The 23,461-nt window shown below is 68.0% G+C and carries 16 protein-coding genes; 9 read left to right on the top strand and 7 right to left on the bottom strand.

Annotated features, from left to right (window positions below; all coding sequences use genetic code 11):
* Nucleotides 1–10 precede the first annotated feature (10 nt).
* Nucleotides 11–1,345, bottom strand: coding sequence for an NADP-specific glutamate dehydrogenase (gene gdhA / locus BM198_RS23880; protein ID WP_044410853.1), 1,335 nt, complete (start codon nt 1,343–1,345; stop codon nt 11–13).
* A gap of 403 nt (nt 1,346–1,748) precedes the next feature.
* On the opposite strand from gdhA, the gene BM198_RS23875 reads away from it, so the two are divergent.
* Entirely contained in the window at nt 1,749–2,384 is a 636-nt protein-coding gene (locus tag BM198_RS23875; protein ID WP_074972964.1) for a hypothetical protein, read from the top strand.
* 57 nt (nt 2,385–2,441) lie between these two features.
* On the opposite strand, the gene ettA is transcribed toward BM198_RS23875, so the two are convergent.
* Nucleotides 2,442–4,109, bottom strand: a complete 1,668-nt coding sequence (ettA, locus tag BM198_RS23870) for an energy-dependent translational throttle protein EttA (RefSeq protein WP_044410459.1) — start codon at nt 4,107–4,109, stop codon at nt 2,442–2,444.
* 331 nt (nt 4,110–4,440) lie between these two features.
* Here ettA and BM198_RS23865 point away from each other — a divergent pair, with 331 nt between their 5' ends.
* From BM198_RS23865 to glyA, 8 genes are all read left to right on the top strand, one after another.
* A complete protein-coding gene (locus tag BM198_RS23865; protein ID WP_074972962.1) occupies nt 4,441–4,980 on the top strand; it encodes a fimbrial protein in 540 nt (179 codons plus the stop codon).
* A 62-nt stretch (nt 4,981–5,042) separates the two neighbouring features.
* Nucleotides 5,043–5,753, top strand: a complete 711-nt coding sequence (locus BM198_RS23860) for a fimbrial biogenesis chaperone (RefSeq protein ID WP_074972959.1) — start codon at nt 5,043–5,045, stop codon at nt 5,751–5,753.
* Nucleotides 5,754–5,819: 66 nt separating this feature from the next.
* Nucleotides 5,820–8,234 (top strand): fimbria/pilus outer membrane usher protein, encoded by a 2,415-nt coding sequence (locus BM198_RS23855; protein ID WP_074972958.1) that lies wholly within the window; start codon nt 5,820–5,822, stop codon nt 8,232–8,234.
* 13 nt (nt 8,235–8,247) lie between these two features.
* Nucleotides 8,248–9,243 carry a fimbrial protein gene (locus BM198_RS23850; protein ID WP_074972956.1) on the top strand — a complete coding sequence of 332 codons (996 nt, stop codon included), beginning with the start codon at nt 8,248–8,250 and terminating at the stop codon, nt 9,241–9,243.
* Nucleotides 9,244–9,250: 7 nt separating this feature from the next.
* Nucleotides 9,251–10,213: an AraC family transcriptional regulator ligand-binding domain-containing protein gene (locus tag BM198_RS29420; RefSeq protein ID WP_167368488.1), complete on the top strand. Its 963-nt coding sequence runs from the start codon at nt 9,251–9,253 to the stop codon at nt 10,211–10,213.
* A gap of 289 nt (nt 10,214–10,502) precedes the next feature.
* On the top strand, nt 10,503–14,618 hold the full coding sequence (locus BM198_RS23835) for a sensor domain-containing protein (RefSeq protein ID WP_455709727.1): 4,116 nt from the start codon (nt 10,503–10,505) through the stop codon (nt 14,616–14,618).
* Nucleotides 14,619–14,741: 123 nt separating this feature from the next.
* Nucleotides 14,742–16,622 carry a tetratricopeptide repeat protein gene (locus BM198_RS23830; protein ID WP_074972955.1) on the top strand — a complete coding sequence of 627 codons (1,881 nt, stop codon included), beginning with the start codon at nt 14,742–14,744 and terminating at the stop codon, nt 16,620–16,622.
* Nucleotides 16,623–16,722: 100 nt separating this feature from the next.
* The gene (gene glyA, locus BM198_RS23825; RefSeq protein ID WP_069565410.1) at nt 16,723–17,976 is read left to right on the top strand and encodes a serine hydroxymethyltransferase; all 1,254 of its coding nucleotides are present in this window, start codon (nt 16,723–16,725) and stop codon (nt 17,974–17,976) included.
* A gap of 228 nt (nt 17,977–18,204) precedes the next feature.
* On the opposite strand, the gene BM198_RS23820 is transcribed toward glyA, so the two are convergent.
* From BM198_RS23820 to BM198_RS23800, 5 genes are all read right to left on the bottom strand, one after another.
* On the bottom strand, nt 18,205–20,595 hold the full coding sequence (locus BM198_RS23820) for a TonB-dependent receptor (protein WP_074972951.1): 2,391 nt from the start codon (nt 20,593–20,595) through the stop codon (nt 18,205–18,207).
* Between the two features lie 64 nt (nt 20,596–20,659).
* Nucleotides 20,660–21,595 carry a DUF4880 domain-containing protein gene (locus BM198_RS23815; protein ID WP_074972949.1) on the bottom strand — a complete coding sequence of 312 codons (936 nt, stop codon included), beginning with the start codon at nt 21,593–21,595 and terminating at the stop codon, nt 20,660–20,662.
* Nucleotides 21,592–22,107: a sigma-70 family RNA polymerase sigma factor gene (locus tag BM198_RS23810; protein WP_044410482.1), complete on the bottom strand. Its 516-nt coding sequence runs from the start codon at nt 22,105–22,107 to the stop codon at nt 21,592–21,594. The genes BM198_RS23815 and BM198_RS23810 overlap by 4 nt, the downstream gene beginning before the upstream one ends.
* An 82-nt stretch (nt 22,108–22,189) precedes the next feature.
* Nucleotides 22,190–23,161, bottom strand: a complete 972-nt coding sequence (yjiA, locus tag BM198_RS23805; RefSeq protein WP_074972948.1) for a GTPase — start codon at nt 23,159–23,161, stop codon at nt 22,190–22,192.
* A gap of 91 nt (nt 23,162–23,252) precedes the next feature.
* Nucleotides 23,253–23,456, bottom strand: a complete 204-nt coding sequence (locus BM198_RS23800; protein ID WP_044410488.1) for a YbdD/YjiX family protein — start codon at nt 23,454–23,456, stop codon at nt 23,253–23,255.
* Nucleotides 23,457–23,461 lie beyond the last annotated feature (5 nt).

The raw sequence follows: 23,461 nt of genomic DNA, 5'->3' as shown, positions 1-23,461 counted from the left end.
GTGGGTCGTGTCAGACCAGCCCCTGCGCCAGCATGGCGTCGGCCACTTTGACGAAGCCGGCGATGTTGGCGCCCTTCACGTAGTTGATCCGGCCGTTTTCCTCGCCGTAGTGGACGCAGGCGTGGTGGATGTTCTGCATGATGCCGTGCAGGCGCTGATCCACTTCGCCGGCGGTCCAGTGCAGGCGCATGGCGTTCTGGCTCATCTCCAGGCCGCTGGTGGCGACGCCGCCGGCGTTGGAGGCCTTGCCCGGGGCGAAGAGGATGCCGGCCTCAAGGAAGGCATCCACCGCTTCGAGGGTGGAGGGCATGTTGGCACCCTCGGCCACGCAGATGCAGCCGTTGGCGAGCAGGGTGCGGGCGTCTTCGGCGTCCAGTTCGTTCTGGGTGGCGCAGGGCAGCGCGATGTCGCAGGCCAGCTTCCACGGCCGCTCGCCGGGCAGGAAGCGCAAACCGGCGCCCTGAAGGGACTCCAGGCGCCCACGGCGCTCGTTCTTCAGCTCCATCAGCTCATCCCACTGCTCGGGGGTCAGGCCGTCTTCGATGAACAGGGTGCCGCCGGAGTCGGACAGGGAAATCACCTTGCCGCCCAGTTCCATGACCTTCTGTGCGGCGTACTGCGCCACATTGCCGGAGCCGGAGATGGCCACACGCGCACCGTCGAAGCCACGGCCCTGGCCCTTGAGCATTTCCTGGGCGAAGTAGACGCAGCCGTAGCCGGTGGCTTCGGGGCGCACCAGGCTGCCGCCGTAGGCCAGGCCCTTGCCGGTGAACACCGAGGTGAACTCGTTGGAGAGGCGCTTGTACTGGCCGAACAGGTAGCCGATCTCGCGGGCGCCGACGCCGATGTCGCCGGCCGGCACGTCCAGGTCCGCACCGATGTGGCGGTACAGCTCGCTCATGAACGATTGGCAGAAGCGCATCACTTCGGCGTCGCTCTTGCCCTTGGGATTGAAGTCCGAACCGCCCTTGCCGCCGCCCATGGGCAGGGAGGTGAGGGAGTTCTTGAACACCTGCTCGAAGGCCAGGAACTTCAACACGCCGAGGTTGACCGACGGGTGGAAGCGCAGGCCGCCCTTGTAGGGGCCGATGGCGCTGCTCATCTGCACGCGGAAGCCACGGTTGACCTGGGCCTGGCCTTTGTCGTCGACCCAGGGTACGCGGAACAGGATGGCGCGCTCGGGCTCGACCAGGCGCTCCAGCAGGCCGTCGCGCAGGTAACGAGGGTTGGCTTCGAGGAAGGGCCAGAGGCTGCGCAGGACCTCTTCCACCGCCTGGTGGAATTCGGGCTGGTGGGGGTCGCGTTGCTTGAGCCGTTGCAGGAACAGGTCCAGGGAAGGAGTCATGATGCTCACCAGTATTTTTCTTTTGTGGACAATCGGTAGCGCGAGACTCTAGCAAGCGATCCGGCACATAAACAGGGCAAAATGACGCATTGATGAAACTTTTTGGTGCATTTGCTGTAAATCCCCACCGCCACACGCCATAAACCTACGCTCCGAACGCTCTGTTCCGGCAGATACCCTTGCCACTGGATTCTTGCGTTTTTGCACTTTTTTCGAGCGCTTCCAGCACCATAAAGTGACGTTTTCACGACACCGGGAAACCGGCTCGGCGTTCCACTGCCGTCGTGTCGTCAGCGGCCGTCATGATTGGATACAACTGATCCTTCCCGACAAACGGAACGGCACCCCGGCGCTCCAGTCATAGCGATGTGCCATATCGGCACCCACTCAGGAGCACCTGTTCATGTCCAGCTTGCCCAAGCGTTCTGTCCGCCCCTTCACCGCTTCCCTGGCCGCCCTGGTCCTGGCGGGTCTTGCCGGGGCGGCTCAGGCGGGCATCGAGGTCGGCAGTTCGTCCAGCAGCTACAGCAACCTGGTTACGGTCGATCGCAACCCGGTCAGTGGCACAACGCTGAAGGAATCCCGTATCAGCATCGACACCCTTGAGAAGATGCAGGAGCAGTTGAAGAGAACCCAGGAAAGCCTGGAGAAGCTGACCCGGCAGGTCAGCGACCAGGCCAGCACCATCAGCACCCTGAACCGCCAGCTGGAGGAGGTGAAGCGCACCACCGGCTCGTCGGACCTGTCCAACGTCCAGCGCGACCTGGACAGCCAGAAGGGGCGGATCGATCAGCTCCAGCGCAGCCTGGAGGACGCCAAGCGTGGCAGTTCGTCGTCCAGCGATGTCTCCAGCCTCAAGCGCGAGCTGGAGAGCCAGGACAACCGCATCGACCAGCTGCAGCGTGGCCTGGAGGATGCCAAGCGCAACAGCTCCTCCTCCAGCGACCTGTCCGGCCTCAAGCGTGAGGTGGACAGCCAGGACAGCCGCATCGATCAGCTGCAACGCAGCCTGGAGGACCTGAGCCGCAAGGTGAAGTAAGCGCCCCCGGAATGAAAAACGGAGCCCGAGGGCTCCGTTTTTCGTGGTGCTGCCGGCTTACTGGGCCAGCTTCTTGTAGCGCACGCGGTGCGGCTGAGCAGCAGCCTCGCCGAGGCGCTTCTTGCGGTCCGCTTCGAACTCGGTGTAGTTGCCTTCGAAGAAGGTCACCTTGCCGTCGTCCTCGTAGGACAGGATGTGGGTGGCGATACGGTCCAGGAACCAGCGATCGTGGGAGATCACGATGGCGGCGCCGGGGAAGTCCAGCAGCGCCTCTTCCAGGGCGCGCAGGGTTTCCACGTCGAGGTCGTTGGACGGTTCGTCGAGCAGCAGCACGTTGCCGCCCTGCTTCAGGGTCAGGGCCAGGTGCAGGCGACCGCGCTCACCACCGGAGAGGTCCTTGACGAACTTCTGCTGGTCGGCGCCCTTGAAGTTGAAGCGGCCGACGTAGCTGCGGGACGGGACTTCGTAGTTGCCGATCTTGATCTGCTCGAAGCCATCGGAAACCTGCTGCCACACGGTCTTGCTGCCGTCCAGGCTGTCGCGGCTCTGGTCGACGCTGGCGATCTGCACGGTCTCGCCGATCTCGATACGGCCGGAATCCGGCTGCTCCTTGCCGGTGAGCATGCGGAACAGGGTGGACTTGCCCGCACCGTTGCCGCCGATCACGCCGACGATGGCGCCTTTCGGGATGCTCAGGGACAGGTCGTCGATCAGCACGCGATCGCCGTAGCCCTTGGTGACGTTGTGCAGCTCGATGACCTTGTCGCCCAGGCGCGGACCGGCCGGGATGTAGATCTCGTTGGTCTCGCTGCGCTTCTGGAATTCCTGGGACTGCATTTCCTCGAAGCGCTGCAGACGGGCCTTGGACTTGGCCTGGCGACCCTTGGCGCCCTGGCGCACCCACTCCAGTTCGGCCTTCATGGCCTTGGCGTGGGAGGCTTCCTGCTTGGCTTCCTGGGCCAGCCGGTTGGCCTTGGATTCCAGCCAGCCGGAGTAGTTGCCCTCGAAGGGGATGCCGTGGCCACGGTCCAGTTCGAGGATCCAGCCGGCGACGTTGTCGAGGAAGTAACGGTCGTGGGTGATGGCCACCACGGTGCCGGGGAAGTCGTGGAGGAAGTGCTCCAGCCAGGCGACGGAGTCGGCGTCCAGGTGGTTGGTGGGTTCGTCGAGCAGCAGCATGTCGGGGGCCGACAGCAGCAGGCGGCAGAGCGCCACGCGGCGCTTCTCGCCACCGGACAGGTGCTCGATCTTCGCGTCCCACGGCGGCAGGCGCAGGGCGTCCGCGGCAACTTCCAGCTGGCGCTCCAGGTTGTGGCCGTCGGCGGCTTGAAGGATGGCCTCCAGTTTGGCCTGCTCGGCGGCCAGGGCGTCGAAGTCGGCATCCGGCTCGGCATAGGCGGCGTAGACCTCGTCCAGGCGGGCCTGAGCCTGCTTGATCTCGCCGACCGCCTCTTCGACGATCTCGCGGACCGTCTTGCTGGCGTCGAGCTGCGGTTCCTGGGGCAGGTAGCCGACCTTGATGCCCGGCATCGGGCGGGCTTCGCCGTCGATCTCGGTGTCGACGCCGGCCATGATGCGCAGCAGGGTGGATTTACCCGCGCCGTTCAGGCCAAGCACGCCGATCTTGGCGCCGGGGAAGAAGGACAGCGAGATGTCCTTGAGGATTTCACGCTTAGGGGGCACGACCTTGCTGACCCGATGCATGGTGTAGACGTACTGAGCCAAACTGTTTGACCTCGCTGAACGTGTGGAATCGGGCCAATGGCTTGCGTGGCAAGCCATTGGCCGCAGACGGAATGAATAGGAAAGTGCGTCAGCTTATTAGCTCCCCTGGGGTTGTGCAAACGCCGCACGCGCACGTCCGCCACGTATCGCCTCGACCGCCTTCGCTTACCGATATGTCCAAGGTGATAGCCGAATTCCCCAAACGCCATCTCACCCACCTACGCGATGGCGGCCAGCGTCCCACAGGGAACGCTTTCTACCATGTTGCGCACCTGCCCCGCGGCCTCCCAGGCCACGGGGCAGGTCTCTCCTAACACTCAAGGAATGCAACATGATCAGGAAACTCGTAACCTCCGCCGCCGTCCTGGCGCTCTCTGCCTCCAGCCTGTCCGCCTACGCATACAGCGACGCCGACGGCGCTGAGATTCACTTCACCGGGAAGATCCTGGAGAAAACCTGCACCGTGGCAGTGAACGGCGTCCCGACCCCGGGCGCGGCCACCGTGACCCTGCCGGACACCCAGGCCGCCCTGCTGCGTATCGCAGGCCAGACCGCTGGCGATACCCCGTTCGTCATTAGCCTCAAGGACTGCAAGACCAACGCCAGCTCGGCAGATGTGCTGTTTACCTCGGCCTACCTGGATGGCGACCAGTTGAGCAATATCGCCTCCACGGGCGCAGCGACCAACGTCGCTCTGGAGCTGACTGACAATAACGGCACTCCGGTCGACCTGAGTGGCCAGATCCCGACCATCATGAGCCTCAACGCCGGCCAGGGCAGTGCCACCTACAAGGTGCGCTACTACGCCAAGGACATCGTCGAGCCGGGCGCCGTCGAGGCCACCGCTCTCTACGTAATCGGCTATCCGTGACGCACAGGAAGGCAGGCGCAACGCCTGCCTTTCCTACCTTCCGTGAAGTGCTTCGAGTCCACATGAAACGCATCCACATCTGGCTGGGCATGCTCGCTATGCTCGCACCTGCTTTCGCCCAGGCCGGCATTGTCATCACCGGCACCCGCGTGATCTACCCCGGCGAACAACGCGAGATCACCGTCCAGCTCACCAACAACGGCGATGTACCCGCGCTGACCCAAGCCTGGATCGACCAGAGCCCGAACATCGAGAACGCCGCCAAGGCCCGCAGCCCCTTCCTGCTCACGCCACCCGTGACCCGGGTCAACCCCGGCAAGGGACAGAGCCTGCGCATCCGCCTGATCGAGCAAAGCCTGCCTCAGGACCGCGAATCACTGTTCTGGCTGAACGTGCTTGAACTGCCACCCAAGCCGGCGGAGGGCACCGCCACCAACAAGCTGCAAATGGCCTTTGCCAGCCGTCTCAAGCTGTTCTATCGCCCCAAGGGCCTTGGATCCCTTGAGTCCGGAATCCAGAACCTGCAATGGAAGGTGCAAGGCGATGAACTGGTATGCACCAACCGCGGCGCGTTCCACATCACCTTCGTCGACATCCGCCTGGGTGGGCAGGAGGTCACACTGAACAAGGGCTCGGCAATGGTCGCCCCTCAGGACACCTTGCGCCTGCCACTGAAGCAACGGGTACCCGGCTCCGCTGACACCTCCATCGACTTCAAGGTCATCAACGACTTCGGAGCAGACGCCACCCATACCGCCCGCCTGTCGCCCTGACGCTCGATGTGCCACGCCCCGCAGCGGTCCTGCCGCTGCCTGCCACCTGCAGTGCTGCTCGGGGGCATGCTGGCTCTGACAAGCCAAGGCCACACCGATGAGCGCGTCATCTTCGACGACTCCTTCCTGCCCCCCGAGGCCCGCAACTTCGACCTCAGCCAATTCGAAGACGAAGCCCCAGTCGTGCCAGGGCACTACACGGTGGACATCCGCCTGAACGAACGGATAGCCCTGCGGCGCGAGATCGAAGTGACGACCGATACGCGAGGATCCTTTCCCTGCCTGCAGCCGGATCTGCTCCAGCTCATCGGCACTGACCCTGCCCACCTGCGCTCCATCGAGCCCGATACCTGCGGCCGCCTGGAAGACCAGGTGGACGGCGCCCAGGCGCGCTTCGACATGGCCGAGCTGGTGCTGGAGCTGCAGATCCCCCAGTTCGCCTTGCGCCGCAACGCCTATGACTATGTGGACCGGACCCTGTGGGACGCAGGCGTGACCGCCGCCATTCTCGGCTACAACCTCAACGCCAGTCGCCAGGAACAGACGGGCAGCCGCAGCGACAACCTGTTTCTCAGCCTGGACGGCGGCCTCAACCTGGGCCGCTGGCGCCTGCGCCACCAGGGCTCCCAGACCTGGCAGAGCGATGTTTCCAGCGCCTATCGCAATGCCGCCACCTACCTGCAGCACGACCTGGACGACTGGGGCAGCCAGGTGGAGGTCGGCGAAGTCAACAGCAGCGGTCAACTGCTCCCCGGCGTACCGCTGACCGGCGTCCATTTGCGCAGCGATGCCAGCATGCTGCCTTACTCCCAGCGCAACTTCGCCCCGGTGTTCCGTGGTGTCGCCCGAACCCAGGCACGCATCCAAGTCTGGCAGGGCACCACCCTGCTGAAGGAGCTAAACGTCGCCCCTGGTCCCTTCGAACTGGATGACCTCACGCCCCCCGGACGCGGTGGTGATCTGGAGGTACGGGTCCTCGAAGCAGACGGCAGCGAGCAACGCTTCACCCTGCCATACAGCCCTGCCGTCGAACTGCTGAGGCCCGGCCAGGTGCGCTTCAGCCTGGCTGCAGGCCGCCTGCGTGATGCCACGCTCAAGCGCCAGCCAATGGTGATCGATGGCGTTTTCAGACGCGGTGTTAGCAATCACACCACCGCCTACCTAGGAGGCCAGGCCAGCCCCGACTACACCGCACTCATGATCGGGGCGGCACTCAACACGCCACTGGGCGCGCTCGCAGCCGACCTTACCCGCAGCCAGGCACACATCCATGGCCAGGACGAAACGGGCAACAGCCTGGGCCTGGCCTTCTCCCGCAGTTGGCCAACCGGAGGCCCCGCCATGGCCCTGGAACTGCGCCATGCTCCAACACCGGGCTACCAATCGCTGGCCAGTGCAGCCCGTCGCCAGGACCAACCCACCCCGCTCAAGGCGAACACCCGACCAGCCGGCTTGCGCGACAGGGCCAGCGCCACCCTGACCCTCGACGTCACCCAGGATGCACAGCTCAACGCCGGGCTGCTGCTGCAACGCGACTGGCAAACCCCAGGCTGGGCGCGGCAGTACCAGGTCGGCTATACCCATCGTTTCCGTCGTTTCAGCCTCAGCCTGGACACGGTCCGCGCGCGCGACGCCCAGGGCCAACCCGACGGCCAGACGCGGCTGAGCCTCAATATCCCGCTGGGTGCCCGCTTCGGCGGCAGCCAGAGCCTCTCCGCTGCCTTCACCCGGCGCCGCGATGGCACCCACGACGAACGCCTGTCCCTGCGCGGCAGCGCAGGTGAGTCCCGCCAACTGGCCTACACCCTGACCACCAGCCGCAATAGCCAGAGCTCGACTGCGAGCAGCCTCGGCGGAAGCTATCAATCCTCACGGGCTCTACTGAGCGGCGCACTGAGCCAGGGCGACGGCTACCGCACCACCGCCCTCGGCCTCAACGGCAGCCTGCTGGCCCACCCGGAAGGCATCACCCTGACGCCCATGCAGGGCGACACCTTCGCCGTACTGGTGGCTCCGGGCGGGACCGGCGCCCGAGTCGCCCAGCAACCTGGCCTGGCCCTGGACAGTCAAGGCCAGGCAGTGGTCGCCGGGCTTCAGCCCTACCAGATGAATGAACTGATCCTCGACCCCGCCGGTGCCGCCGACAGCGTCGAGTTCGAAGAAACCGAGCAACGCATCGCCCCCCGGAGTGGCGCCGTGGTGCTGGTGAAGTTTCCCACCCGTTCTGGCAGCGTCCTGCTGGCCCGGGGCCAGCTGCCCGACGGAGCGCCCCTGCCCTTCGGCGCCAGCCTGCAGGACGAACAGGGCCAAGCCCTGGGCGTGGTTGGCCAGGGTGGGCTGATCTACCTGCGCCTGGAAGACGAGCCCGGCGCTCTGCGGGCCAACTGGGGCCCTGGGGCAGACCAGCACTGCACCCTTCCGGTACCACAACCGCTGCCTGCCGCCGACGAACCACCCCGCGACCTCACCTGCCACCCCTGACCCGGAGCCGATCATGCCGAACCTGTCTCCCCCTGCCCTGACCGCCTGGTTCTCCCTGTTGCTCATCGGCCTGCTGCCGCTCGTGGCCGTGGCCGACTGCCCGGCCCCCGCGGCAGCCAGCCGCCAGGTGCCATTTGGCGCGCCCGCCATCAGTCAACCACCCGCTGCACCGATCGGCACCGTCCTCTATGAACAATGGTTGCCGGTGCCCCAAATGGCTGACGACGGCAGCGGCCAGCCCCTGACCCTGGCCCTCACCCCGCGCCCCGCCCAGGCCCTCTGGCAGGACGCCCGCTCGGCCGAGTCACCGGTGTACCAGACCAACCTGCCCGGCGTCGGCGTGCGCTACAGCGCCCCCGACGGCGGTGCCCTGGCCACCGCGCGGGGCTCGGCCGTGATCCTGCAACTGGTGAAGACCGAGCCGACCCTGCAACCCGGCACGCTGGCCGGTGACCAGTTACCGGCCCTGGCGCTCTACTGCGGCCACAGCGAACTGGGGCGCACCGAGCTGAGCGGCAGCCTCAACCTCGTCAGCAGCACCTGCATGGCAACCGACGTCGACGTGCCCCTCGGCACGTTCCCCGCCAGCGCCCTGGCCCAGCCGGGCGATGCCACACCCTGGGTCGACTTCGCCGTGCGGCTGGTCAACTGCCCCCCGTTCCATGGCACCCGTCGACTCTTCGACGGCCAGGCCGGCTGGCAGCAGAACGACATCGGCATCGCCCTGCGCCCCAGCGACGGTGCTGTGGACGCCGCCCGAGGCCTGATGCGCCTGAGCCCCGGCCCCGACAGCGCCCAGGGCGTGGCCATCGAGGTGCGCCAGCGTTTCGAAGGGCAGGCGGGACCCGCGCCTCTGGACAATCGGGTGGTACGAGGCGTGCTGGCATTGACGGACACCCCCGGGCAGTCGTACGCCTTTCCCTACAGCGCGCGTTATCTAAGGCTGAACGAACCGTTCAACGCCGGTCTCGCCAACGGCGCGTTAGTGTTCACCCTCATCTATTACTGACATGCCGATGACCGACACGACCCAGGGGCGGGTGATCGCCGCCAGCCTGCTGCTGGGCTGCCGCCATTTACTTCCTCCCCTCGCCCAGGCGCTCGGACATGGTCCGGACGCCTTGCTGCCGGACTCGCACTGGTCCCTGGATGACTTTCTCCACCTCTTGCAGCGTGCCGACGAGGGCCCACTCCCCCAGATCGGCCTGCACCAGGGCACCCTGCTGGACATGTGCGCACTCGGCCTCTACGGCCTGGCAGTACAGAGCGCCAATACCTTCGGCGAAGCGCTGATGTGCGCCCAGCGCCACCTGGCCTCGCTCGTCACCCCCGCCCGGCTCGACCTGCGGCTCGATGCCCGTGGCCTGGTGGTCGACTTCCGCCTGCTGTCCAGGGGAACGGCCAGCACCCGGCAATTCGACGAACTCTTCCTGGCCCTGCTGGCCAATGCCCTGGCCCCGCTGACCCACCCGCCGACCCAGGCCCTGCGCCTCGAACTCGCCCACCCGGCACCGGACGACGAACGGCTCCACCGTCAGGCCTTCGCCTGCCCTATCGCGTTCGAGCGCCTGCACAACCGCCTGCACTTCCCCCGCGCCGCCCTCGAGCGGCCATTACGCACAGCCCAACCCGCCCTGCACCAGCACCTGCTGGCCTACCTCGGCCAACCGCCGCACTCCGCCTCGCTACCCCTCGATATCCCCCATAACGAGGACGAACGCTGGGAGTGGGTCAAATACCAATTACGCGCTCGCGGCCACAGCCTGGCGGAGGTGGCCCGCCAGCTCGGAGTCTCCAGCGCAGCAGTGAAGAACGCCAAGCGCCAGCCCTATCCCCGGGTCGAACGCGCCATCGCTGCGCTCCTGGAACTGGCGCCGGCACAGATCTGGCCGGAACGCCGGCACCCCACCTTGGGAACAACCGGCCCGTCTACCGCGTCCAACGTCCGAACGACGGTAGCGCGCGACGAAGAGGACTGATCGGGGCCCCGTTCGCACGCCAGCCGAAGGCATTTCCCGCCGTGGCGCGCCAGTATTCGCGGCCCGCCGGACGCTCGTCGGCTGTGCTGGCACTTTGCCGCAACCCCAGGCATGCTAGCCCGCTTTCCCCAGACAACCCCGACCAGCCCGTTCGGCCTTCACGCCGATGGATCAGGATTGCCCCGTGCCCGACATGTCGCCCGCCCTCACCCACCGCGCGCCCGGAGAGCCCCAGGGGCCCGCCTTGCAGCGCTCGGTCAAGGGCCTGCTCGGGGTGCTGGTAGTGATCATGATCGGGCTGCTGTTCTGGCAACTGCTGCAGGAGTACCACCGCCTGCAGACCGATCAGCGCCAGTACGACCGCACGCTCGCCGTGCAGCTGGCGCGCCAGCTGGAAGGCACCATGGAGCAGGAGGCCGAGGCCGGACTCGCCCTGCTGCAGTACAGCGGCCGCGAGATCAGCGAACCGGCCCTGCTCGACAGCCTCCACGTGCTCTATCCGCAGATGCACAGCATCGTCCGGGTCTCGCCCCGGGGTGGCGTGCTCGACGACAGCGCCCCTGGCAGCGACGACAGCCTCTACATCGCCGCCCTGGCCCATCGAAGCGCCGGCCAGCCCTACCATTTCGCCTTCACCCCCGAGTCCGGCGGACTGATCTACCTGTTGCTCCACGACGGCCAGGGGCGCAGTTGGGCGCTGCGCCTCGACGCCTCCACGTTGCAGGCCTGGCTGCGTGAGCGCGGCCTGAGCTGCGGCTGGCTGCTGGAAGACCGGCTCAACCAGCGCGTACTGATCCACGGCGGCACCGAAGCGGACCAGAGCAAACCCACCGGCGTGCCCCTCACCGCCGAAGAGCAGGCCCAGACCCTCGCCCAACTGCCCCTGGCCAACAGCGACTGGCAACTGCGCGCCCTGTACGACGAGCGCCAGGCCCGCGCCACGATGCTGCCGGAACTGATCGGCAAGCTCGCCCTGTTCTCCGTCTGCGCCGCCATGGCCCTGCTGGCGCTGTTCGTCCTGCAACGCGAGCAACGCAGCCTGAAGGCCCTCAACGACGCCTCGCGGCGCTCCCTGCGCCAGGCCGCCAGCGCCCTCGGGGTGATCGAAGAGCGCGTGGTGGTGACCTGGACCGACGGCCTGGTGTGCTACCTCAACGCCCAGGCCGAAGCCATGTTCGGCCTCAGCAGCGAGGACGCCCAGCAGGTCCACCTACTGGCCCTGCTGCCCAACCTCGACCCGCTGCTGCTGCACACCATCCACTACAGCCAGGACCTCGGGCCCGACCTGGTGCAGGTCAGCGTCGGCACCGTGCAGCGGCTGTTCACCGTGACCCGCAGCGACCTCAACGACGGCGCCAAGCTCATCGGCTACGTCTGGGTCCTGCGTGACGTCACCGAGGAGCAGCAAGCCCTGCGGGTACTCCAGGAAACCCGTCGGCGCTACCAGGAAATCTTCGAAGGCACCGGCGTCGCCCTCTGCGTGCTCGACCTCGCCAGCCTGCGCGAGCACCTGCTGCACAACGGCATCCGCGACGCCCAGGCCCTGGAGCACTGGCTGCAAGACCACCCCGAGCGCCACTTGCCGCTGCAACAGCGCCTGCGGGTCACCGAGGTCAACCAGTTCGCCCTGCGCCTGCTGGGTGCACGCAACGCCGACCAGGTCTGGCAACTGATCATCGGCGACCGCCCACTGCGCCCCGGCGGCATGCGCATGCAGCTCATCGCCGCCGTGCTCGGCACCCAGCAGCAGTTGGAGCTGGAAGCCCGCATCGTCACGCCCCAGGGCGTGGAACGGCACCTCTGGGTGGTGCTGCGCATGCCCGAGATGATCCAGGACCTGCACGCCGTCACCCTCAGCATGAGCGACATCACCAGCCGCAAGCGCATGGAACTGTCGCTGATCGAGCGCGAGCGCTTCTGGTCCGACGTGGTGCTGGCGGTGCCCGACACCCTCTACGTGCACGACATCGGCGCACGCCGGGTCATGCTCAGCAACAACCGCCTCGGCCAGCAGCTCGGCTACAGCGCGCGTGAACTGCGCGAGATGGGCGAGCACTTCTGGGAGCAGATCCTCCACCCCGACGACCAGGAGCAGTACGCCCGCATGCGCAGCCTGCAGCAGGTGGTCAGCGACGGGCAGCTGCTGCAATGCCTGCTGCGCTGGCGCCACCGCGACGGCAGCTGGCACTGGTTCGACATCCGCGAGCAGGCCCTGACCCGCGACGACCAGGGGCGGGTCAGCCGGCTGATCGGCGTGGCCAAGGACATCACCGAACAGATCGAAGCCAGCGAACAGATGCGCGACAGCGAGCGGCGCTACCGCCTGCTGGCCGAGAGCATCAGCGACGTCATCTTCACCAGCGACCGCGAACTGAAGCTCAACTACATCAGCCCCTCGGTGCAGCCGGTGCTGGGCCTGAGCCCGGAATGGGTGATCGACCACGGCTTCAACGGCACCGTGGCCAACCCGCGCCAGCTCGCCTCGCTGTTCGTGCTGATGGACAAGGTCAACCACGCCCTGGGCGACCCCCAGCGCCTGGCGGAACTGCGCAGCCAGCTGCCGCCGCAACTGTTCCTGTTCGACTGCCTGCGCGCCGATGGCCGCAAGATCCCGGTGGAGCTGCGCATCATGCTCATGTGGGACGAGCACGGCCGCTTCGAGGGCCTGCTCGGCGTCGGCCGCGACATCAGCCAGCAGCGCCGCGCCGAGAAGGACCTGCGCATGGCCGCCACGGTGTTCGAGCACTCCACCTCGGCCATCCTGGTCACCGACCCGGCCGGCTACATCGTCCAGGTCAACGAAGCCTTCACCCGCATCACCGGCTACCAGTCCGCCGAGATGCTCGACCAGCTGCCCTCGATGCTCACCGCCGACCGCCAGCAGGCCACCCAGCTGGACTACATCCTGCGCCAGCTCAACCAGCGCGGCAGCTGGGAGGGCGAGATCTGGCTCAAGCGCCGCGCCGGCGACCACTACCCCGCCTGGGTCGGCATCACCGCCGTGCACGACGAGGAAGGCGACCTGGTCAGCTACGTGTGCTTCTTCAGTGACATCAGCGAGCGCAAGGCCAGCGAGCAACGCATCCACCGCCTCGCCTACTACGACGCCCTCACCCAGCTGCCCAACCGCACCCTGTTCCAGGAGCGCCTGCACACCGCCCTGCAGCACGCCGAGCGGCGCGAGGAATGGGTGGTGCTGATGTTCCTCGACCTGGACCGCTTCAAACCGATCAACGACTCCCTCGGCCACGCCGCCGGTGACCGCATGCTCAAGGACGTGGCCGTGCGCCTGGCCGATTGCGTGGGTGACGACGACACCGTGGCGCGCATGGGCGGCGACGAGTTCACCCTGCTGCTGTCGCCCTGCACCGGGCGCGAGACGGCCTTGAACCGGGCCATCACCGTCGCCGAGCAGATCCTCTCGCGCCTGGCCCGGCCCTTCGTGCTGGAAGGCCGCGAATTCTTCGTCACCGCCAGCATCGGCATCGCCCTCGGCCCGCAGGACGGCCACGAGCCGAGCCAGCTGATGAAGAACGCCGACACCGCCATGTACCACGCCAAGGAACGCGGTAAGAACAACTTCCAGTTCTACCAGGCCGAGATGAACGCCCGCGCCCTGGAGCGCCTGGAGCTGGAGAGCGACCTGCGCCACGCCCTGGAACAGCGCGAGTTCGTCCTCTACTACCAGCCGCAGTTCTCCGGCGACGGCAAGCGCCTGACCGGCGTCGAGGCCCTGCTGCGCTGGCGCCATCCCGAGCGCGGCCTGGTGCCGCCCGGCGAGTTCATCCCCGTGCTGGAAGAACTGGGCCTGGTGGTGGAAGTCGGCGACTGGGTCCTGCGCGAGGCCTGCCGCCAACTGCGTGCCTGGCACCAGCGCAAGATGCGCCTGCCCAAGGTCTCGGTGAACATCTCCGCCCGCCAGTTCGCCGACGGCCAACTGGTCCAGCGCATCTCCGGCATCCTCGCCGAGAGCGGCCTGCCGCCCGCCTGCCTGGAGCTGGAACTGACCGAGAGCATCCTCATGCGCGACGTGGCCGAGGCCATGGAGATCCTCGCCAACCTCAAGCGCCTCGGCCTGTGCATCGCGGTGGATGACTTCGGCACCGGCTACTCCTCGCTCAACTACCTCAAGCGTTTCCCCATCGATGTGCTGAAGATCGACCGCAGCTTCGTCGACGGCCTGCCCGACGGCGAGCGCGACGCGCAGATCGCCCGCGCCATCATCGCCATGTCCCACAGCCTCAACCTTGCGGTGATCGCCGAAGGGGTCGAGACCCACGCCCAGCTCGACTTCCTCCGCGAGCACGGCTGCGACGAAGTGCAGGGCTTCCTCTTCGGCCGGCCGATGCCCGCCGACCAGCTGGAAGCCCAGTTCGGCGGCGCCGCGCTGTTCATGCTCAGCTGAGCCTGCGATTCGTGACCTGCGGCCGGGCCCCGGCCGCCCGCCTGCCGTAAGATCGCGCCACTCGCACCGCCACCGTCATACCTCGCGCCATCGACCGGCACACGACACGACAAGGAGCCCCGCATGTCCTGGTGGAAACGCTTCCTCCGCGCCCCGCACGCCACGCCCGCCACCGACAGCGACCACGACGTGCCCGAGTCGCCCGACGCCACCGGCGGCAGCATCGAATTGCGCCAGGGCACCGCCGAGTACGAGCACTTCATCACCCTCGCCGAGCTGGAGCAGGGCAACCTCGTCCACGGCGCCGAACACCTGGCGGAGCTGCTGCGCTACGCCCCCGGCAACTCTGAATGGCTGGCCCTGGCCGAGCAGTACCGGACCCGCGTCGGCCGCCCGGCCGACGCCGAGCTGCTGCCCATCGGCGAGCAGCGCTACTACGCCAGCGAAGCCCTGCGCAGCTGGCTCATGGCCCGCGAAGAACGCCTGCCGGAGGCCGTCGACCTGCTGCTGCAGGTGATCGACGTCGCCCCGGGCACCGACTACCTCAACGCCTGGGCACTCGGCTGGCTGGAGCCGGCCGGCGCCCTGGAGCGACTGGACCCGGCGCTGCAAATGCGCCTGTTCTCTCGGGTCATCCAGGCCACCCCGGAGGCCCGTGAGGCCAGCGTCCGCCAGCTCACCGCCGCGCGCCGCTGGGCCGTCCTCGCGGGGCGGGTGACGCCCTCTTCGGACCTGGCCGCACAATGGCCCATGCTGCACATCGGCCTGCTGCGCCGCGCCGCCTGCTTCGAGCAGGCCCTGGCGCTGGCCGACCTGGCCAGCGCCGAGCAGGACTGGCACCTGGCCGTCGCCCGAGGGCTGCTGCTGCGCCAGCAAGGGCGGGCCGCCGAGGCCGACATCGCCTTCAGCCTGGCGGTGCGCCAGCAACCCGAGGAAATCAGTGCCTACCTGGAAGCCGGCGACACCTGGCTGGAGCAACAGGGCTGGGCCCAGGCCAGCGGCTGGTACGAACAGGTACTGGCCCGCCAGCCCGAGCATGACTGGGCGCAGCCCTCGCTGGACTACTGCCAGTGGCGGGCCAGCGGTGACGACGCCCGGCTGCAGCGGGTGATCGACGCCGCCCGGGCCGGCAACGAGCGCGCCTACCAGCTGTGGTTCCTCGCCGCCGGTGCCCCGCCGGAGCCGAGTGACGCCAGCGCCAACGTGCTGCGGCAGATCCGCGAAAAGCTGCTGGAGGGGGCCTTTTCCGGCTCGGCCAACGACCGCATCAGCCTGCGCACCTCCTCCCTGGAGGCGCCCAGCAACACCCTGGCCATCGCCCTCGAACTGGCTGCCCACGGCCTCACCGGCTGCACGGTGGAGGTCACCACCGAGGCCATCGCCCACCCCGATCCGCGCCAGCCGCTGGGCCCGGTGGACCACCTGCTGTGGCGCTACGAAGGCGACCAGCCCAGGCCCGCCCTGCCGCCGCCCGGCGAGCGGGTCAGCGCCCTGATCGCCGGCCTGGCCGCACAACCCTACGCCCGCAGCAACTGGGCCCAGGCCAGCCATGTGGCCGCCGGCCTGGGCGAGGACGAGGCCCAGCAGGTGCTGGCGTGCCTGGTGCACCCACCGGCGGTGCCCGACCGCTCGACCCCCGCGCTGGTCTGGCTGACCCGCGTGCAGACCGCCGCTACCCAGGTCCTCGCACAGCTCGACGGCGGCTGGGAGGGCTCGCATCGCCGCGCCCTGCTGCTCAGTGCCCTGTTCGGCCCCACCGACTGGACCACGGTGGCCGCCATCCGCGCGCTCACCACCCTGGCCCAGGAGGAACCCGCCCACGCCCTGGCGATCCACACCGCCTTCGAGCAACTGGAGCGCCAGCGCCCCGATGCCGGCTACTGCTGCTGGCTGGAGCCGCTCTACGAATGCTGGCAGCAGCTGCCGCTGCTGGCCGACCACGAACGCGAAGCCCTGCAAGGAAAGCTCGCCGAGCTGCACGGCGCAGAAGAGGAATCCGCGTGAGCGCCACTTGTCTGTCGCATGACCGACCTTCATGTGTCAGCCAGCGACCTATGGGTTAGAATGCGCGCCTTTCCACGTACCGATCCCTGAGAGGACCGCCATGTTCAGCCGTGATTTGACCCTCGCCCGCTACGATGCCGAACTCTTCGCCGCGATGGAGCAGGAAGCCCAGCGCCAGGAAGAGCACATCGAACTCATCGCCTCGGAGAACTACACCAGCCCGGCGGTGATGGAAGCCCAGGGTAGCGTGCTGACCAACAAGTACGCCGAGGGTTACCCGGGCAAGCGCTACTACGGCGGTTGCGAGTACGTCGACGTGGTCGAGCAACTGGCCATCGACCGCGCCAAGGAGCTGTTCGGCGCCGACTACGCCAACGTCCAGCCCCACGCCGGTTCCCAGGCCAACGCCGCCGTCTACCTGGCCCTGCTGTCGGCCGGTGACACCATCCTCGGCATGAGCCTGGCCCATGGCGGTCACCTGACCCACGGCGCCTCCGTCTCCTCCTCCGGCAAGCTGTACAACGCCGTGCAGTACGGCATCACCGACGCCGGCCTGATCGACTACGACGAAGTCGAGCGCCTGGCCGTCGAGCACAAGCCGAAGATGATCGTCGCCGGCTTCTCCGCCTACTCCCAGGTGCTGGACTTCGCCCGCTTCCGCGCCATCGCCGACAAGGTCGGTGCCTACCTGTTCGTCGACATGGCCCACGTGGCCGGCCTGGTCGCCGCCGGTGTGTACCCGAACCCGGTGCCGTTCGCCGACGTGGTCACCACCACCACCCACAAGACCCTGCGCGGCCCGCGCGGCGGCCTGATCCTCGCTCGCAAGAACGAAGAGATCGAGAAGAAGCTGAACTCCGCCGTCTTCCCCGGCGCCCAGGGTGGCCCGCTGGAACACGTGATCGCCGCCAAGGCCGTGTGCTTCAAGGAAGCCCTGCAGCCCGAGTTCAAGGCCTACCAGCAGCAGGTCCTGAAGAACGCCCAGACCATGGCCAGCGTGTTCATCGAGCGCGGCTTCGACGTGGTCTCCGGTGGCACCCAGAACCACCTGTTCCTGCTGTCCCTGATCAAGCAGGACATCACCGGTAAGGACGCCGACGCCGCCCTGGGTCGCGCCTTCATCACCGTGAACAAGAACAGCGTGCCCAACGACCCGCGCTCCCCCTTCGTCACCTCCGGCCTGCGCATCGGCACCCCCGCCGTGACCACTCGTGGTTTCAAGGAAGCCGAGTGCCGCGAACTGGCCGGCTGGATCTGCGACATCCTGGAGAACATGGGCGACGAGTCCGTGGTCGACCGCGTGCGCGAGCAGGTCAAGGCCATCTGCGCCAAGTTCCCGGTGTACGGCAACTGATTGCCTGAGCGGTGAACGAGAAAGCCCGGCACATGCCGGGCTTTTTTGTGCCTGTCGTACACGCCTTGGGCCGCTACGCAGCCCTTGGCGAATGAATTCGCCCCTACAAGGCGCAGGGTGGATGGCGCTTTTTCCATCCACCAGGGGTGTTTCCGGCTGCTCCGATGGTGGGCTGAAGCCCACCCTGCACGCCATGCCGTAGCCCGGGCTTCAGGCCGGGAACGCTCCTCAGAAGCCGAACGTCGCCGACATCAGCCAGGTACGCGGGGTGGAGAGGGTGAGGCCGGTGGCGGTGCCGTCGGGGACGTTGGCGGAGGCCCAGTAGGCCTTGTCCATGACGTTCTCCACACTGGCGCGCAGGGTGACGTCCGTCTCGCCGACGCTGAAGGCGTAGCGCGCGCCCAGGTCGTAGCGTTGCCAGGCATCGGCCTTCTGGGTGTTGGCCTGATCGAGGTACTGGGCGCCGGTGTGGATGGCCCGTGCGGTCAGGGTCAGGCCCTGGACCTGGGGCAGGTCCCATTCGAACCCCAGGTTGGCATTGAGGATCGGCGCCCCGACCGCGCGGTTGCCGTCGTTGGTGCCATTGGCGGTGCGGGTCAGTTCGGCGTCCAGCAGCATGGCGCCGCCGAGGATGCGCACGCCCTCCAGCGGTTCGCCGAACAGGTTCAGCTCCACGCCCTGGTTGCGCTGTTCGCCGTCGGGCCGCAGGAAGCCGTTCTCGGTGTAATAGGCCGGCTTCTCGATGCGGAAGACGCTGAAGGTGCTGGTCAGGTTGCCCATGTCGTACTTGATGCCGGCCTCCACCTGCTTGCTGCGGTAGGGGGCGAACACCTGGCCGGCGTTGTTGGCGGTCTCCGGCGCGGTCTGACCCTGGGTCAGGCCTTCCATGTAGTTGGCGTAGAGCGACAGGGACTCGGTGGTGCGCCAAACCACGCCCAGGGCCGGCGAGGTGGCGCGCTCGTCGTAGCGCTGGTCGGGCTCGCCGGGTTCGGAGCTGTCCACCTCCACCCGCTGCAGGCGCGCACCGAGGGTCAGCAGCACCTGGTCGTCGGCGAAGCCGAGGGTGTCGGCCAGGGCCAGGCTGCTGAGCACGCTTTCGGTGTGGGTGGGGTTGTCCGGTGCGGTGGGCGTGCCCGGCACCGGCAGGGTCACCGGGTTGTACAGGTTGCTGACGCCGTTGGCGTAGCGCGCGCCGCTGTTGTCGAAGGTCATCTCGTAGCGGTTGAGGCTGGCGTTCAGGGTGTGGCTGACCGGGCCGGTGGCGAACCAGTGACGCAGGCCGACGGTGGCGGTGCGCACGTCCTCCTCGCGCTGGAAGGCGCGGGGGCTGACCACGAAGCGCCCGGCATCGTTGGTGACCTGCACGGCATGGCGGAGGAAGTCGTAGTCGCCCTTGCGCGCGCCGACGGCGGCATAGAGCAGGGTGGAGTCACCCAGGTCGTACTCGCCACGCAGGGCACCGAAGGTGTCCTTGGCGCGGGAGTAGGTCCAGGGCTGGGCGAAGTTGTCGTGGATGTCCTTCGGGTCGGGCACCTTGACCCCGGCGTTCAGGCCGACCCGCTCCATGGGGCCGTCCACGTCTCGGGTCTGCCGCCCGAGGTCGAGGGACAGGCGCACGCGCTCGGCACGCAGGTCGAGCCCGAGTACGGCGGAGTCGCGGTCCAGGTGCTGGTGGTCCCATTCGGTGTCGCCGGACTGCTTCACGCCGTTGAAGCGCAGGCCGAAGCGCTGGTCCTCGCCGAAGCGCCGGCCGATGTCCACGTGACCGCCCAGCTGCCCGGTGGAGGCCTGCATGGCGGTGAATTCGGTGACCGGGTCAGCCCCGGCGCGCTTGGGCTCGATGTTGATCGAGCCGCCGACGCTGCCGTTGGGCGCCAGCCCGCCGAGCAGGGCGCCCGGGCCCTTGAGCACGTCCACCCGCTCGACCATCTCCATGTCGATGGAATAGGTGGGCAGCACGCCGTACAGGCCGCCGAAGGCGACATCGCTGTTGTAGAGGCTGTAGCCACGGATGGAGAACTGCTCGAAGCGCCCCGCCGAGGGGTTGGTGCTGCGCACCGAGGGGTCGCTGGCGACCAGGTCGGCCAGGGTGCGGGCCTGCTGGTTCTTCACCATCTCGCTGGTGTAGGAGGTCTGGCTCAGTGGCGTTTCCAGGAAGTCCCGCTCGCCCAGCAGCCCGAGGCTGCCACGGCGCGACACCTGCCCGCCGGCGTAGGCATCGCCACCCATCCCGACGCCTTCGCCGGTGACGGCGATGGTCGGCAGCTCCTCGGCCCCCTCGGCACGCGGCGGCAGGCGTTGCAGGGTGTAGCCCCCCTCCCCGGCCGGCAGCAGCATCAGCCCTGAGCCACGCAGCAGGGCATCGAAGCCTTCGTCGATGCTGTATTCACCCTGCAGCCCGGGGCTGTCGAGCCCATCCACCAGGGCGGGGTCCACGGACAGGCTCACGCCGGCCTGGCCGGCGAAACGGGTCAGGGCACTGGCCAGGCTGCCCGCAGGCACCTGGTAGCTGCGCCGGGCGCCGTCATCGGCCCAGGCGCTGGGCAGGCCGAGGGCCAGGAGAAGGCTGGCCCGCAGCAGGTGCCGGGCCAGGGGGAAGGACGGGGAACGGGAGGTCATGAAAGGCTCTCTTTTTCGTGTTGTCTCCTGGAATGACAAGCGACGCGAAAAAAAGGGACAGCCTTCACCCGACATGGGTACGCGGCACCAGGGAGACCCAGTAGCGCGTGCGGTAGTGCACCTCCAGCGGCAGGGTGGCGGCGAGCAGTGCGAGCACGCGGTCGGTGTCGTCGAGGCGGAAGGTGCCGGTCACCGGCAGCGCCTCAAGCGCCGCGTCCCAGCGCAGCAGGCCGGGCCGGTAGCGATCCAGCTCGCGCAGCACGGTGCCGAGGGGGCGGTTCTCGACGATCAGCACCCCCTGGCGCCAGTCGGGCTGCTCGGGGTCGAAGCGCGTCACCGGCGTGGTGCCTGTCGGGAGCAGGCCGGCACGCTGGCCCGCAGACAGCGCTACCACCTGCCCCGTCGCAGGGTGCAGGCGAACCGTGCCCGCTTCCACCGACACCAGGCAGCCCGCCTCCAGTTGCCGCACGCAGAAGCGCGCTGCGTCGGTCAGCAGCCGGCCTTCCTTCCGCTCGACCCGCAGCGGACCGGGGGTTTCCACGGCGATCTCGCCGGCCACCAGCTCGATGACGCCGGGGCCGAGGTTGACCGCGCTGGCGGTGTTCAGGTGCAGGCGGCCCCCACCGGGCAGGTCGACGTCGCGGCGTTCACCAGTAGCGGTGCGCACGTCCGCGCGCCAGCTGGCCACGGGCGCCTGGCGGTAGGCCAGCCAGGCTGCCGGGGCGAGGGTGGCGAGGCCCAGCACCTGCTTGAGCGCGCGGCGCCGGCCGAGGTCGGGGCGGTCCAGGCTGGCCAGGGCCAGAGGCGCGGGCAACCCGGCGAAGCGTTGGCGCAGTGCCTCGGCCCGTTGCCAGGCAGCCTCGTGGGCCTCGCTGAGGGCGCGCCAGTGCTGCAGCGCAGCCGCTTGCTCCGGGCCCAGCCCGCCGGCGTCCCGGAGCACCAGCCATTGCGCGGCCTCGCGGGCGATGCGCCGCGCCGGTTCCGCAGCGTGGGCGCTCACAGCTCCACCAGCAGGCAGTGCTCGTAGGCACGCGCCATGTAGCGCTTCACCGTGCGCTCGGACACCGCCAGGCGCTCGGCGATACGGGCGTAGTCCAGCCCTTCGAGCTGCGACCAGAGGAAGGCCCGGCGCACCGCCAGGGGCAGGCCGTCCAGCAGTTCGTCGAGGGCGTGCAGGGTTTCCAGCACCAGCCAGCGTTGCTCCGGCGACGGCACTTCGGCCTCGGGCAGGCAGGCCAGGGCGTCCAGGTAGGCCTGTTCGAGGCTGCGGCGCTTGTGGTGGTTGATCAGCAGGCGGCGACCGATGGTGAGCAGGTAGGCGCGAGGCTCGGCCAGGGTCGGCAAGGTGCGCTGCTGGTGGGCCGCCAGCACGCGGACGAAGGTGTCCTGGGTCAGGTCGGCGGCATCCCAGGCGTTGCCCAGGCGGCGCCGCAGCCAGCCTTCGAGCCAGCTGCGGTGCTCACGGTAGAGCGAACCGGGGGTGTCGCCGGGTGCCGCTACGGCATCGGTCATACGGGGCACGCCGAAAGAGGAAAAGAATCAAATGCGAGTGATTCTATTTACTTTCAAGCGGCATTCCAATCACCGATGACGCTCAGTGGGCGGCGGCTTCGAATCCAGCGCGGATCTCGTCTTCCGGGAGGTTGTCACCGATGAAGACCATCACGCTCTCGCGCGGCTCGTCCGCCTCCCATTCGCGGTCCCAGTCGAAGCCGTACAGGCGCAGTACGCCCTGGAACACCAGGCGGCGGGCTTCGCCGGCCACCGCGAGCACGCCCTTGTAGCGCAGCAGGGCGTTGCCGTGGCGCTCCAGCAGGCCTTCCATGAAGGCGCTGAGGCGCTCCATGTCCAGCGGCTTGTCGCTCTTGAGCACCAGGGTGCCGATGCGGTCCGGGGTGGCGGCCGGGCGCACGGGGCGCAAGGTCAGCACGGGGCCGATGTCGGCGTTGAGGTTGAAGCCGCGCACGTCCAGCAGCTCGGCCAGGTCGATGCGGCCGTGGTCGACCACACGGATCGGCGCGCGGCGGTTGATCCGCGACAGCCGCTGGCTGAGGGCCTCGAAGTGCGCCTCGTCCACCAGGTCGCGCTTGCTCACCAGGATGCGGTCGGCGAACCCAACCTGGGCCTGGGCAATGGGTTCGGCCAGGTGGCGCTCGGCATTCACGGCGTCCACCAGGGTGATGATGCCGTCCAGCACGTAGCGCTCGCAGAGGGCTTCATCGGCGAAGAAGGTCTGCGCCACGGGCGCCGGGTCGGCCAGGCCGGTGCACTCGATCACCAGGCGGTCGAAGGCCAGTTCGCCGGCATCCAGGCGCTCCAGCAGGAGGAACAGGGCCTTTTCCAGCTCGACGTGGATGGAGCAGCAGACGCAGCCGTTGGCCAGGGTCATCACCTGCACCGGCTCGTCACCCAGCAGCTGGCCATCGATGGGGGTCTCACTGAATTCGTTCTCGATCACCGCGATCTTCAAGCCGTGCTCGGCCTTGAGGATGTGCTTCAGGAGCGTGGTCTTGCCGGCACCGAGAAAGCCGGTGAGCACGGTGACGGGGATGGGTGTTGGGTACATCGCGATCTCCAAAAACACGCGCCACGGCTAAGCGTGGCGCGGTTGTACCTCGATCTGCCTCGCCAAGCACAGCAGCCTGGCGGAGCAGGTTTCAACAGCAGCGGATGGGCCGCCCCTTCCCGCCCCCGTAACGGGCTTCCTGGCGCTCCCGGAAGAACGCCTCGTAGCTCATCACCGGCTGGTCCGGGTGCTTGTTGCGCATGTGCTCGACGTAGGTGTCGTAGTCGGGCATGCCCACCAGCATCCGGGCGGCCTGCCCGAGGTACTTACCCATGCGGCTCAGGTCATTGAACATGCGCG

This window comes from Metapseudomonas otitidis (assembly GCF_900111835.1).
Classification (GTDB): domain Bacteria; phylum Pseudomonadota; class Gammaproteobacteria; order Pseudomonadales; family Pseudomonadaceae; genus Metapseudomonas; species Metapseudomonas otitidis.
The sequence above is the reverse complement of the archived record's forward strand: the minus strand, read 5'-3'. Positions and strand labels throughout refer to the sequence as shown.